Below are 13,127 nucleotides of genomic sequence, written 5' to 3' on the forward strand. Positions count from 1 at the left end.
GCACAAAATATGCCAACTTTTCAGATTAATACTATTTTTTTATTTTTTTGTGTAATTTATTACGATTTAATTGAGAATCGAATCGATTCAATAAGAATTTATAAAAACCTTTTCTTAGATAGTATCAGTAGTAGTGCTTTATTTTACGATGTTGCATTTCAAAATGAAATACAATAGTTCTAAAATGAAATGTAATATTTCAATTATTAATAAAGCGATACAAAGTATATCTTTAAACAAAGACATAAATAATATGTGACAATTAAAGAAAACATTAAATCTAAATTTTATTATATATATAATTGTATAAATAGTTACATGTATCACTATATAAGTTAGAAAAAGAATATCTATATACTATCTTTAGAAATAAATAAGAAAATGTAGTTTGGATAAATAGGGAAGAGGACTTTAGAAATGTGGTTTTAAAGATTATAAGGTGCATAAGTCGTTGAAAGAAGGCTGATAAATAATAATACTGAGATATATTTATTAAGGGAAATCATTAATATGATACAATAAATATAATATGATAAAGTAGAAAAAATTTAAAATATATGGGTAAATCTTATGAAGATTTTATGGAATCAAAATGTTACATAATAGGATGCTCTGGAAGATATTTTCTTAAAAAAAAGAATAGTGAAAAACTTTTAGAGACTGAAAATTTTATATGAAGAGTAAACTTCAGAAAGATGGTGTATTATGGGTGAGTTACAAAAAATTCCAGGGGTAGGGAAAGCAACAGAAAAATCTTTAATAATGTTAGGGTATACAACAATCGAATCACTTAAAGATGCAAATCCAACAGAAATGTATGAAAAAGAATGCTTAATGTGTGGACAACATATAGATAGATGTCAGTTATATGTATATAGATGTGCAGTATATTTTGCATCAACTGAAAATCCAGAATCAGAAAAATTAAAGTGGTGGTATTGGAAAGATTAAAAAAACTTTTAAAAATTTAAAAATCAATAAAAGAGTTAAAAATCCGTTTTAAATATTGATAAGAGCGAATATTTAACTCTTTCTTAGTTGTAAATTTTATGTAAATCTATCAATCTAAATATCTATCCATCTAGTTAAATATACTATTCAACAAAATAGATTGAGATAATTAATTAGAAACTGCTTCTTCAAGCCATTTTCTGCACTGTTCAATATTTATCATAGGGTCGAAACCTTGGTCTTTACCCTTATTTAAAAGCATATCACAAGGGAAAGTGTTACATTCACCACAATGATTAAGCTTCTTATCTTCACAACAAGTTTTAACCTTACATTCTCCACCCCAAAATGGCTTTTCCATATTTGGACAGCCAGTGCAATTTACTTGCTCTTTTCTTGTACAACTGTTACAACAGACACCACATCTTGATTCAAACATATTCAAACATCCTTTCTAGTACTGGTATTATAAAATAAATTTAGATGACTCTGTAGCTTCAAATAATTGATTTTGAGTCATCTAAATATCACACATAAAGTTATTGTCTCTGAGATACTAAATTATAAAGACTATTCAAAAAATTCTTTTGCATATTCTACAACACCAGAGACTCCTTTAAACCCACCTTCTAATAATTCTATAGCCATGAAGTTTTCATCTGGTACTTCAAATGGAGCCATTATATTAAATTTACTTGCTACCTGATAGCCAAATTTAGGATAATACTTGTCATGACCTAAGACAACACAACCTCTATATCCTTTTTCCTTTGCTATTTTATGTCCTTCTTCAATTAGCTTTGTACCGATTTTTTTACCTTGCATACTAGGAGAAACCGATATAGGTGCTAATGTTAAAAGTACATCATTTCCAACTTTTATTTCTGTAAATAAGATATGACCAACTATAGCTCCATCATACTCAGCTACTATTGAAAGTTCTGGAACAAAGTTATCGCTATTTCTTAAACGATTAACAAGATTATGCTCATCATGGTCAGAAACTTCTTCATTTTCAAAGGCAGACTTAATAACATCATACACTTTACTTTTATCACTTTCTTTTTCCTGTCTAATTATCATTTTAATTACACCTCTCAAGGTCAAATATTTATTTACTATATTCAATAAATTTTTAGCTATATTTAATTAACTTTCATTATATAATATAATAGTTAGTTTCACACTAAATCTTTAGTATATTATTAAATAAATTTAAATAATAATATTATTATGTACATTTATACCTTTAAGTATATCAAGCATATAGTTTTTAAATAACATACATATTATTCTTAAATATCAAGCATATAGTTTTTAAATAACATATGTATTATTCTTAAATAAAAAGCACACAACTTTTAAATAACATACATATAACTATTAGATAAAAAACATATAGCCTTTAACTGATAGGTACATAATTATTAAATAAAAAACACATAACATCTAAATAAGTAGTAGAGTAGTAGGTATAGATTATTTTTTATAATAAAAGACATTACACCAAGAATAATTATATCCTCTAATTTCTAACCATTCAGGGAATGAAATATTTTTATTAGTTTCATCATATTGAAACCATAAGTTATACAACTCTTGATAATAAGTCTTTTCCTTTAAGTATTCACTATATGAATCTAAGTTTTCTTCATACTTTGTAAGTAACTTGTCCATCTCATCTAAATCATACTTAATATTTGCTTTAGTACTTAAAATAACGCTTTCTTGTATATGATGAGAAGCAAACCATAGTTCATCTATATACTTATTTAATAATAATTCTACGGATTTAATATCTTTACTATCTAACTTTAAAGCATCTTTTAACATGTTTTCAGAAGAGTAGTATATATATTCTTTACTATTCAAAGAAATAGGAATATCTAACTGGTATCCCCATCTAAGAAAAGGCATCTCCTCATTTAAAATAGCCTCTTTGACTATTGGAAAAATCAACTTAACAACTAGAGGTTGCTGGAATGTTTTTATATTATTATTATCAAAACGTTCTTTGCAAATATATGTAATAAAGTGTTTCTGTTTAATTTCAGGTAATGTCAATATGTATTCAATCATAAGGTCTAGCTTTTTGTTTGCTAACTTCTTAAGGCCACTATTTCTTGTGTTTGCATATTCATTCCAAAGTGTTGTTATTTGCTTATCTTCATAATCTATAGTATTCATTAATTGCCTCCAAACAATATTAAAACTCTTTGCGAGTTATATAATTATGTCTAAATTATAATTATGTAAATAAGCCTATTACCATGTATCGGGAATCAGATTCCAGATTACAATTATAGTAATAAGTATTATTGATAAGGTAACTGATGATGTAACTAATATTGGCTTATTTTTTTTTATAATACCCACAAATATACCTACTGTTAACAGTAGTACTAATAAAAGGATTACTAAATTAAATCCAAATGCAAACATATTTATATGCCCTCCTCATAAAAATATATATAGGCTTCTCCTGTATTTTACCATATTACATGATGAAAGTCATTTTCTAACACTAAATATTTTAAGGTGACATACAAATAATCACGATAAAAAATAAGATTATATAACCTTAAGATAATAATTACTTTACAAAAATAAATATACAATATATAAATAAATATAATATATAATAAGTAACCCATCTAATTATAATTCAAATATAATTAGGTAAAATAAATATTTGAATTTTAATAGATGGTTTTTATTATAAATCCTTATTATTAATATATTTGATTCTAATATATTGACCATTAAGAAATGACATCATTTTTCTTAAAATTTCTATTGGCAATTTCAGAAAATACTAGAGTAGTAATGAATGCAACACATATTGAAACCATAGTATCATTAATACTTAAAGCAGATTGCTTTATAATTCCCATTGCACTTCCTAGCATAGAGTAAGGGAAAAAGATACCAATAGAAGGCTTAGCTATCAGTAACCCCATACCAAATAAAGAAAGACAAAGGCTAATTCCAATAGGAGTTGCAAAACTTCTAATCTTAATAGACATATATAGCTGTATAGAAGCTATTGAAATAGAAATAATCCAACCTTTAACAATCCAACCAGTAAGTTCTTTAGGGATACTATCAGGAAAAGCAAACATATTTCCTGCAACTATATAAAAGATAACAAAAACAATTTGTGTAATAGCCGTAAGTACTGAAATTACTGCAAGCTTAGATAAAAATATATTTTTTAGATTGATTGGTAATGTCATTATATTGTTCCAGTTATGATTCATATGTTCAAGCCTACAAATATATGCACAAAAGATTGCTATTAAGATAGGAAAGAAAAATTCCCCATAAAAAAGACTAACTTGAGTCCATAAGCTATACCATTGTTTTGTAAGAATACCTTGATTTAGATAAAAATTACCACAACCAATTAAGACACTTATAAGTGGTAAAGCTATCAATACATACCATATAAAAGAATTTTTTAACTTTAGGATTTCTCCCAAGACTGCTTTCCTTAACATTTAAACCCCTCCTATAATTCTTTTTTTAATAGATGATTTCTTCCAATATAATAAATTAACATTCCAATTAAGAAGATTATAATAGTAATTAAAAGATTCATATCAATTCTGTAGACGGATGGTCCACTGGCATTATCATATGCATAGTTTAAAGGTGACAATTCCAAGTAATAAGACCATATAAATAATCTACGAATACCTTGATAAAATAGTCCTGATGTTAAACCTATAAAACTACCTACCATACCAAATGTAATTGCAATCATTTGATTTGGAATTACAGTTGCAATCCACAGGTGTAGTGCGATTATAGCAGTACTTACAAGTATTGTTCCAAATGTATATTTTAGAAGTAAAATTAAAGAGAAGGGTTCAATCATATCTCTAAAACATCCAAATAGTATAATAGATAACAATTGCATTAACACAGATACAGATATTAATATAGTAGTGCATAAGAATTTAGAGAAATAGATACTATTTAAAGGAGCTACAGAAGATTTTAGAAGTTTCCACGTATCTCCTTTATGCTCTATATCACTTATGCGTGATGTAATTATTGATATTAAAATAGGAAAGAATAAGCCATTTAGAGTTACAAAATTCATGATAATATATGAATATTCAAATCCACTTAACATATCTGGATTACGTGTAATGGTTCTATTTGAGTTCATAATACACCACAATATTTCAACAACTACAAATAAAAATGTCATAAGAAAAAGTTTCTTTCTTCTAAGTTTGTAAAACTCTAGACCAAGATATTTCATTATAAAGTCACCGCCTTACCAGTAAGTTCTAGGAATATATCTTCTAAGCTCTTTTTATGTTCTTCTATTCTGAACACATCAATATTTGAATTGACAAGTATGTTATTTACTTTAGCTACATCTGAGTCGTTTAAATTTTCAATAGTCAAGTATCCGTTTTGTATAAGTGACATATATCCTTTATTGTTCAATAATTTCTGTGAAGATATAAGGTTTTGTGTTTTGATAGCGATATGACTTTGACCTCTATCATGAAGTTCTTTTATGCTATCTTGAAAAACAAGTTCACCATGATTTATTATTCCTATTGATGTAGCAATTTGGTCAATTTCACTCAAAAGATGGCTAGAGATTAGAACTGTCATACCATATTTTTCTGGAAGTGACTTTATTAATTCTCTAATCTCTTCAATTCCTGCTGGGTCAAGCCCATTTGTAGGTTCATCAAGTATTAATAATTTAGGAAACTTCATTATAGCCATAGCAATACCAAGACGTTGTTTCATACCTAAAGAGTACTGACTAACTTTTTTGTCCTTTTGATTTTCTAGTCTTACTATTTTCAGTGCTTCATTTACATTTTTTTTAGGCAAGTCCAAGAGTTTTTGCATGATAGTCATGTTTTCAAGACCTGTTAAATGTCCATAGTATGATGGAGATTCTATCAATGAGCCAATGTCTTTCAAAATCGATATTCTGTTTTTTTCATTTAACTCCTTATTTAAAATATTAATGTTTCCTTGTGTAGGCTTTGCAAGTCCAAGTAACATTTTAAGTGTGGTAGATTTACCTGCTCCATTAGGGCCTAGAAAGCCATATACAGCACCTTTTGGAACTCTTAGGTCTATATCCCTTACCCTAAATATTTTGTTGTATTCCTTTGAAAGTCTGTGTGTCTTAATTATCATTTCCATATATTTCATCCCCTTTTTTAATCTGTGTTTATTGTTTTTTTTAGCTTGTATTAGTATAATAACTTGACTACATTTCAGATAGCTGACGTTTACCTTACAATAACCTTAAATAGTTCATTGAGGGAAAGTCATGAAAAAAGGGATGTGATATACTAAAAAAGGGTGATGATTATGGAATCAATAAAAGATAAAAAAATACTTGTGGTGGATGACCATAAAGAATTATTAAAAATGATAGATGAAATCCTAAGAAAAGAGGGGTTTAATAGAATATTTTTAGCATCAAGTTATGAGGAGGCTGTTAGAGTATTTAAAAATATAAAGCCCGACTGTGCGATTTTAGATGTTGTATTACCAGATGGAGATGGTTTTTCTATTATGAGAAAAATCAGAGAGACATCTAAGATACCCGTTATTTTTCTTTCTGCAAGAGGTGAAGACGAGGATAGATTGATTGGTTTAGGTCTAGGGGCTGATGATTATATAGTAAAGCCATTTTTACCAAAGGAACTTACATTAAGACTCATAGGTATATTAAATCGTGTATATGTTCCTATAGAAGAAGAGGAGTTGCCAGTATTTAGATTGGGAGATTCTGTTGTTGTGAATTTAAATAGTGCATGTGTTGAAAAAGATGGACAAGAGATTTCTTTAACAGCTAAAGAGCATTCATTGCTTTTAAAGTTGTATGAAAATAAAGGTAGAATTGTTACCAGTGACTCACTGTGTCAAGCTATTTGGGGAGATGATATGTATGGATATGAAAATACTCTTATGGTTCATATCAGAAGAGTTAGAGAAAAGATAGAAAATACTCCATCTTCTCCTAAACATCTTCTTACAGTAAGAGGTCTTGGATACAAGTTGATGATTAATTAATTTTAGATAAGAATGAAGGAAGTCAAGAGGAGTGATTTAATTTTGGATAGTATAAAGTATATATTAAGGAGATTTATAGGTTCAAGTATCTTGATTTCATTACTTTTTATTATATTAAATATATTAGGTTTATTTGCATTTTCATATGTGACATTTGTATCTAAATATTCTGGTGATTTGAATGCAAGTGAGAGTAAGGAAATAAGAGCAACTTTGATGATGCTTGAGGATAAAGTAATCTTAAAAGATGGAAAGTTTACTCTAGATGATTCTAGTAAGGAAGTTTTACATAGTAATAAAGTCTGGGCAATGCTAATTGATAACAATGGAGATAGGGTATGGGGCTTTGATTTGCCAAAAGAAATCCCAAGCCATTATACTTTGACGGATGTAGCTAAGTTTTCAAGATTCTTTTTAAAAGATTATCCTGTGTATGTATGGGAACATCCAAGTGGAACCTTAGTAACAGGGTATCCAAAGGATAAGTATACTAAATTTAACCTTACCTATACTATTGATGAAATAAGTCAATTTCCTATGCTAATAATAGGTATGCTTTTATTTAATGCAATAATTACATTTTTACTAGCTTCATTTATAGGATTTAAAATGGTCAAATCTATAAAGCCAATTATTACTGGTATAAAGCTTATGTCAAAGGGAGAGCCAGTAGTTCTCCAAGAAAAAGGAATACTGAGTGATATCTCAAAATCTATTAATACTGTATCTAAAGAGTTGCAAATGAAGAATGAAAGACTTAGAAAAAAAGAAGAAGCTAGGACTAACTGGATTGCAGGAATATCCCATGATATAAGAACACCACTTTCAATGATAATTGGATACTCTGGAGAACTTGAAGAAAGTAGTAGCCTTTCTCAAAGAGAACAGGAGCAAGCATCTATCATATGTAATCAAGGCATTAAGATTAGAGAATTGGTAAATGACCTTAATTTGGTGTCTAAACTTGAATATAATATGCAACCATTAGATTGTAACAAGATTAGAGTTTCTGTGTTTTTGAGAGAGCTCGTTTCTGAATTTATAAATAATAATTTGGATAATGATTTTTATATAGAGCTTGATATATTGAATGAAGATATTACTATCAATGCAGATAAAAAATTGTTAAAGAGAGCTATTAGTAATTTAATACAAAATAGTATAACTCATAACCAGCAAGGATGTAATATAAAGGTGATTTCTAAATCGGATTTGGATTTTTGCTATATAATTGTTGAAGATGATGGAAAAGGAATGAGTCAAGAGAAGATTAATTATTTATTAAAAGCTCAAAATGGATTAAGTGAAGCATATGCTAAAGGTCAAAATCATGGTCTAGGTCTTTTGATTGTTGCAGGCATTATCAATGCACATGATGGTAAGCTAGATATCACAAGTATTGATTGTCAAGGAATAAAAACAATCTTAAAATTACCTTTGATTAAGTAAAATTTTATAAAATAATAATAGATAAGAATGAAAAATGAAAATATTTTGAAAATAAGTTTATTCTTTATTGACAAAGAAACTCTATTAGAGTAGAATAATGATAAATTCTTTTCTTGTCAAGTTTTATTAAATAAAGAGTAACTTTTGTTTTATGCGCTTAAAGCTTAGTTACTTATGGTATCAAAATTTTCATAGAAATAATATTTTGGGATTATTGTAAGGTTGTTAAACTCTTTATATAATTCCTTTTTTTTATATTTTTTACCATTTTTTACCTAATATTTAATATTATTATTGACAAAAAAATTCTACTAAAATAGAATTAGAGTATAGTGTTTTTTAATTTTAAGAAAAACATAATGAGATGCTGAAGAAGGTTTTAATTATAGGATGTTTTGTGTAATTGTCATAGTCTTTATACAATTATTTTGAATCTATTATAACATACTTATTTATTTAAAAAAAGAGAAGTATTTTTAATTGTCATAATTTGTGTCCTAAAGTTCTACTAAAGTAGAGTTTTTTGTGTTATTTCCATATATATTTTACATAAATGTATATATATGTTGAAATATATTAATTATTTATAACATAATTAATGTAATGATTTGAAAAAGTTAAGATACAAATAAAAAAACTGCTAAAGTAATCAAATACAATTATATAAAATTTTTTAATTGAAACTGAAATTATAGTCTTAAGATTAGAAGAGACATTATTTTTTGAAGGTTTAAAAGTTAAGAAGCCAAAGACTAAAGGAAATGAGATTTGCTGAAATACAAATATTTAAAACTAAAAAATACAAAAGAAAGGAGAGCTACTGGACAAGTATCCAAAAATAGATAGCTGAGTACAAAATATTTCATAAAATTAAGCAATATAACACAAAAGAAATTTGACACTATTTATATATATTTACTGTGTACAAATAGCTAAATTTAAGATTTAAAAATATCTTATAAATCAAGTTTATATAAATCAGTATAAGATTTTTTAATAGAAAAAATTTATTACGGAGATTGCTTGTCTGTATTCTGAGTAGCAAAGGTTTATTATGCCTATAAAAAAGTTGCCACAATCAGAATTAAAGATAATGAAATTTATATGGAAACTAGATTCCAAAGTAACATCAAAAGATATTGTTTTAGGGATGGAGCAAAAATATCAGTGGAAGCAAACAACGACTTTGACTCTTTTATCTAGATTGGTAGTAAAAGGATTTCTAAATTCTCAAAAGGTAGATAAATATACACATTATGAAGTTTTAATTAAAGAAAAAGAATATATAAATGTTGAAACAAGAGAGTTCTTTAAAAATGTTCATGATTCCTCTATGAAAAGCTTATTGTTATCATTACATGATAATGTTAATTTGAGTAAAGATGAGCTATTATTTATTGAAGAATGGATAAAGAGTCTACAAAAAAATGAAAAAAAAGTATAGATTAACATATTTCTTTAGATTATCAATCTGAGACATATGGTGTATTTATATAATCTATGTGACTACTTAAGTAATATAGATAAAATCTATAATAAGATTACAATATAAATCCAAATCAGATTAAATATAAGCGTAAACTAATAATTGATATTCTGATAATTTAAAAAAGCTACCTCTACTTAAACTAGATAAGTGTAATTGAGGTAGCTTTTTAAATACAAAATACTAATTTTTAGAATGTATTATATAAGTTTTACAAATATGACATGCAGTTTTCGTATTTAAACTGATATAATAAATAATAAAAATATTGATAAAATAAAAGCGTACTAAAAATCAGGAGGAGAACTTATGAAATATCAAGTTTCATTATTAGCAGTAAATGATGTAGAAGTGTCAAAAAAGTTTTATAAAGAGCTATTTGAACAAGAAGTTGAATTAGATTTAGGTAAAAATGTAACATTTAGTGGAGGGTTTGCTATACAAGAAGATTTTGCATGGCTTACAGGGATTAATCCAGATACAATTGTACGAAAATCAAATAATATGGAGCTTTATTTTGAAGTTGATGATTTTGATAAGTTTATTGAAAAATTAAATTCTTATAAAGATATAGAGTTTGTTCATCAGCCATTAAAACATGAGTGGCAACAGAGAGTAGTCCGTATTTATGACCCTGATAAGCATATTATTGAGATAGGAGAGTCTATGGAAGTCATAGCTAGAAGGTATTTATCTGAAGGCTATTCTGTAGAAGAAACTTCTAAGATAATTCAACATCCAATTGAATTTGTAAAGCAGTGTGAAAGTACTAAATAATATTTTTTATGTTTTATTTTATTAAATTTTAAGTAAGATGATAATGTAATTGTATAAATTTATGTTCAATACGTATCAGTCAAATATTATTGAAAAGGAGTGATTATTATTAAAGCAGTTGAACTTTATAATAAATTAGCATTGGAGTTTGATATTAAAAATATTGATGACGATTGGAGTTTTATGAATTTTGACAATGATTTTATTACTCCAGAATTTAAAACAAAATACATAGGCTTGGTACTAGACAATGCCAAAGAAATCAATAAAGTATATACAACTACTTTTCCTGATAAATACATAATTAAGCAGATTATAGATAAAGATGAAAAAGATGTCTTGATTTTTTCACATCATGCAATGGAGTATATAGCATCAGATGAAGGTTTCCCATTTCACGACATACCATTATCTTATATGGAAGAAATGAAAAATCGTAGAATATCTTTTTATGTGTTACATTCTCCATTAGACAATTATAGTGAATATTCAACTTCTGTCAGTTTTGCAAAGGCTCTAGGTTTAGAAATCGTCGAACCATTTTGTAAGTATGATGATAAAATCAAGGTAGGAGTTATATGTAAGACATCCTTAAAATCAATTGAAGAGACTAAAGAGCTAGTTAAAAAAACTGTTGGTCATGATGTGAAATTGTATGATTATGGAGAATCGGAACTAAAAGATGGTCTAGTTGCTATTGCAGCAGGAGGAGGAAGCTATCCATTTGTAGCAAGTGAAGTTGCTGAACTTGGTATAAATTTATATATAACTGGATTTACTAAACCTTTAAAGCATTTTGAACCAGCATTAGAGTTCCATAGAATAGCAAAGGATAATTTAATTAATGTTATAGGTGCTACTCATTACTCTACAGAAAAATTTGCCTGTATGTCTATGGTTAATTATTTTAAAAAACTAGGGATAGAAGCAGAATTCTTGGAAGGAAAAAATTATTTAGAAGATTTATAGGATATAAGTTATAGAATATATAGAAGCTTGATAGTATATATGTAGAATTAATAATGTATGATGTATATAAAGTTAATAGTATATAAAACAATAAAAGCAAGCAGTTGGTAAAAGTTTATGTTTACTGACTGCTTATTTTTATGCTCTTTTAGGTAGATATTTCGTAATAATACTTGGCAATATTACAGTTGATTATAGTCTTATGAATTTAGAAACAAACTTACAATTACTATTTATAATGTTTATTTTTCGATATTTTTTCTGATATTATTTACAATTAATTAGATTTTATAAATATTTATTTCGGATTATTATAAATATTTATTTTGAAAAAATAGAATTATTATATTTATGAGAATAAATGGTATAATAAAAGGTAAAGTGTCAAATATACACTAAATTAAATAAGTTAATTAGTATATAGATTAAAGTAGAAGTAATTAAAACTTATTAAGTATCAAAACATGACTGCTTATCAAAGTAGTTATTTAAAAAGACATAAAAAAATAGTTGTTTAGACAAAGTGGTTATTTTAAAAAAGTAGTTATCTAAAAAAAAGAGGATGATTATTCATTAAAGTAACTATCCCAAAATGGACAAAAAGATGACTTATTATTACTCATCTAAAAAATAGAAAATCAGATATGAAATTTAATAAATAATAATTGATAGGGAAGGGAAAGATAGCATGATATTTACAAAAAGTAATAAATACGATAAGAAATTTCTCATGGAAAATATGATGGGACCTAATTGTATAAAGATATTGGAAGAATTGACAAGTAAGATAAAACTAGAAAAAGGAATGCGTATTTTAGACTTAGGATGTGGGAGAGGGATATCTTCTATATTTTTAGCAAATGAATTTGATGCTACTGTATTTGCAACTGATTTATGGATAGAGCCAACTGAGAACTATGAAAGATTTAAGCAATTTAAATTAGACGATAAAATATTTCCTATACAAGCTGAAGCACATGAATTACCTTATGCAGAAGGTTTTTTTGATGCGGTGATAAGTGTACACTCTTATCACTATTTTGGTAATAAAGAAGGATTTTTAGAAAACCATATATCACCTCTTGTAAAAGATGGAGGAGTAATTGCTATGGCAATGCCTGGATTAAAAAAAGATTTTGTTAATTGTATACCAGATGAACTTATTCCATTTTGGCAAGATAATATGAATTTCCATTCAATTGAATGGTGGAATGAGCTTTGGTCAGAATCTGAGTCTGTAACTGTAGAAAAATGTGAAGCTTTAAGTTGTCATGATGAAGCTTGGAATGATTGGTTAAACTGTGATAATTCTTATGCTAAGAATGATAAAAAAATGCTGGAAGTAGAGGCAGGTAAGTATTTTAATACAATTTCCTTGATAGCGAGAGTTGATAATAGTAAAAGTTAGATGAAAAATTTAAATCTAAAG

14 protein-coding genes are annotated in these 13,127 nt (G+C 26.8%); 7 read left to right on the top strand and 7 right to left on the bottom strand.

The features are described 5' to 3' along the window. Positions 1-705 precede the first annotated feature (705 nt). Positions 706-951 (top strand): helix-hairpin-helix domain-containing protein, encoded by a 246-nt coding sequence (locus KGF38_RS05010; protein WP_054269192.1) that lies wholly within the window; start codon positions 706-708, stop codon positions 949-951. A gap of 169 nt (positions 952-1,120) precedes the next feature. Here the strand turns inward: KGF38_RS05010 and KGF38_RS05015 are convergent, their stop codons facing one another. The 7 genes from KGF38_RS05015 to KGF38_RS05045 form a co-directional block, all read right to left on the bottom strand. Next, entirely contained in the window at positions 1,121-1,390 is a 270-nt protein-coding gene (locus KGF38_RS05015; protein WP_074179136.1) for a DUF3795 domain-containing protein, read from the bottom strand. A 131-nt stretch (positions 1,391-1,521) separates the two neighbouring features. After that, complete coding sequence (locus KGF38_RS05020; RefSeq protein WP_207644668.1) at positions 1,522-2,034, bottom strand: GNAT family N-acetyltransferase; 513 nt, start codon at positions 2,032-2,034, stop codon at positions 1,522-1,524. A 396-nt stretch (positions 2,035-2,430) separates the two neighbouring features. Further along, positions 2,431-3,138: a hypothetical protein gene (locus KGF38_RS05025; RefSeq protein ID WP_074179137.1), complete on the bottom strand. Its 708-nt coding sequence runs from the start codon at positions 3,136-3,138 to the stop codon at positions 2,431-2,433. A gap of 78 nt (positions 3,139-3,216) precedes the next feature. Continuing rightward, positions 3,217-3,393 carry a hypothetical protein gene (locus KGF38_RS05030; protein WP_153885125.1) on the bottom strand — a complete coding sequence of 59 codons (177 nt, stop codon included), beginning with the start codon at positions 3,391-3,393 and terminating at the stop codon, positions 3,217-3,219. Between the two features lie 320 nt (positions 3,394-3,713). Further along, on the bottom strand, positions 3,714-4,451 hold the full coding sequence (locus KGF38_RS05035) for an ABC transporter permease (RefSeq protein ID WP_074179138.1): 738 nt from the start codon (positions 4,449-4,451) through the stop codon (positions 3,714-3,716). A gap of 11 nt (positions 4,452-4,462) precedes the next feature. Then, the gene (locus KGF38_RS05040; protein ID WP_054275910.1) at positions 4,463-5,224 is read right to left on the bottom strand and encodes an ABC transporter permease; all 762 of its coding nucleotides are present in this window, start codon (positions 5,222-5,224) and stop codon (positions 4,463-4,465) included. Continuing rightward, positions 5,224-6,147, bottom strand: coding sequence for an ABC transporter ATP-binding protein (locus tag KGF38_RS05045; RefSeq protein WP_407811868.1), 924 nt, complete (start codon positions 6,145-6,147; stop codon positions 5,224-5,226). The genes KGF38_RS05040 and KGF38_RS05045 overlap by 1 nt, the downstream gene beginning before the upstream one ends. A gap of 162 nt (positions 6,148-6,309) precedes the next feature. Here KGF38_RS05045 and KGF38_RS05050 point away from each other — a divergent pair, with 162 nt between their 5' ends. From KGF38_RS05050 to KGF38_RS05075, 6 genes are all read left to right on the top strand, one after another. Then, complete coding sequence (locus KGF38_RS05050) at positions 6,310-7,017, top strand: response regulator transcription factor (protein ID WP_054275911.1); 708 nt, start codon at positions 6,310-6,312, stop codon at positions 7,015-7,017. A gap of 42 nt (positions 7,018-7,059) precedes the next feature. Beyond that, positions 7,060-8,466, top strand: coding sequence for a sensor histidine kinase (locus KGF38_RS05055; RefSeq protein WP_074179140.1), 1,407 nt, complete (start codon positions 7,060-7,062; stop codon positions 8,464-8,466). A 1,054-nt stretch (positions 8,467-9,520) separates the two neighbouring features. Further along, positions 9,521-9,910: a BlaI/MecI/CopY family transcriptional regulator gene (locus KGF38_RS05060; RefSeq protein ID WP_054269201.1), complete on the top strand. Its 390-nt coding sequence runs from the start codon at positions 9,521-9,523 to the stop codon at positions 9,908-9,910. Positions 9,911-10,261: 351 nt separating this feature from the next. Next, positions 10,262-10,729, top strand: a complete 468-nt coding sequence (locus tag KGF38_RS05065) for a VOC family protein (RefSeq protein WP_074179141.1) — start codon at positions 10,262-10,264, stop codon at positions 10,727-10,729. Between the two features lie 99 nt (positions 10,730-10,828). Next, a complete protein-coding gene (locus tag KGF38_RS05070; protein ID WP_227832248.1) occupies positions 10,829-11,698 on the top strand; it encodes a Nif3-like dinuclear metal center hexameric protein in 870 nt (289 codons plus the stop codon). 688 nt (positions 11,699-12,386) lie between these two features. Continuing rightward, entirely contained in the window at positions 12,387-13,106 is a 720-nt protein-coding gene (locus tag KGF38_RS05075) for an SAM-dependent methyltransferase (protein WP_074179142.1), read from the top strand. The last annotated feature ends 21 nt before the right edge of the window (positions 13,107-13,127 follow it).

This window comes from Clostridioides sp. ZZV14-6387, assembly GCF_020657835.1.
Classification (GTDB): Bacteria; Bacillota; Clostridia; order Peptostreptococcales; family Peptostreptococcaceae; genus Clostridioides; species Clostridioides difficile_A.

Excerpts from the sequence above, each read along its gene's own strand:
- KGF38_RS05015 (WP_074179136.1), bottom strand. The coding sequence starts at position 1,390 with ATGTTTGAATCAAGATGTGGTGTCTGTTGTAACAGTTGTACAAGAAAA.
- KGF38_RS05040 (WP_054275910.1), bottom strand. The coding sequence starts at position 5,224 with ATGAAATATCTTGGTCTAGAGTTTTACAAACTTAGAAGAAAGAAACTT.
- KGF38_RS05045 (WP_407811868.1), bottom strand. The coding sequence starts at position 6,147 with ATGAAATATATGGAAATGATAATTAAGACACACAGACTTTCAAAGGAA.
- KGF38_RS05035 (WP_074179138.1), bottom strand. The coding sequence starts at position 4,451 with ATGTTAAGGAAAGCAGTCTTGGGAGAAATCCTAAAGTTAAAAAATTCT.
- KGF38_RS05050 (WP_054275911.1), top strand. The coding sequence starts at position 6,310 with ATGGAATCAATAAAAGATAAAAAAATACTTGTGGTGGATGACCATAAA.
- KGF38_RS05020 (WP_207644668.1), bottom strand. The coding sequence starts at position 2,034 with ATGATAATTAGACAGGAAAAAGAAAGTGATAAAAGTAAAGTGTATGAT.
- KGF38_RS05030 (WP_153885125.1), bottom strand. The coding sequence starts at position 3,393 with ATGTTTGCATTTGGATTTAATTTAGTAATCCTTTTATTAGTACTACTG.
- KGF38_RS05075 (WP_074179142.1), top strand. The coding sequence starts at position 12,387 with ATGATATTTACAAAAAGTAATAAATACGATAAGAAATTTCTCATGGAA.
- KGF38_RS05010 (WP_054269192.1), top strand. The coding sequence starts at position 706 with ATGGGTGAGTTACAAAAAATTCCAGGGGTAGGGAAAGCAACAGAAAAA.
- KGF38_RS05025 (WP_074179137.1), bottom strand. The coding sequence starts at position 3,138 with ATGAATACTATAGATTATGAAGATAAGCAAATAACAACACTTTGGAAT.
- KGF38_RS05060 (WP_054269201.1), top strand. The coding sequence starts at position 9,521 with ATGCCTATAAAAAAGTTGCCACAATCAGAATTAAAGATAATGAAATTT.
- KGF38_RS05065 (WP_074179141.1), top strand. The coding sequence starts at position 10,262 with ATGAAATATCAAGTTTCATTATTAGCAGTAAATGATGTAGAAGTGTCA.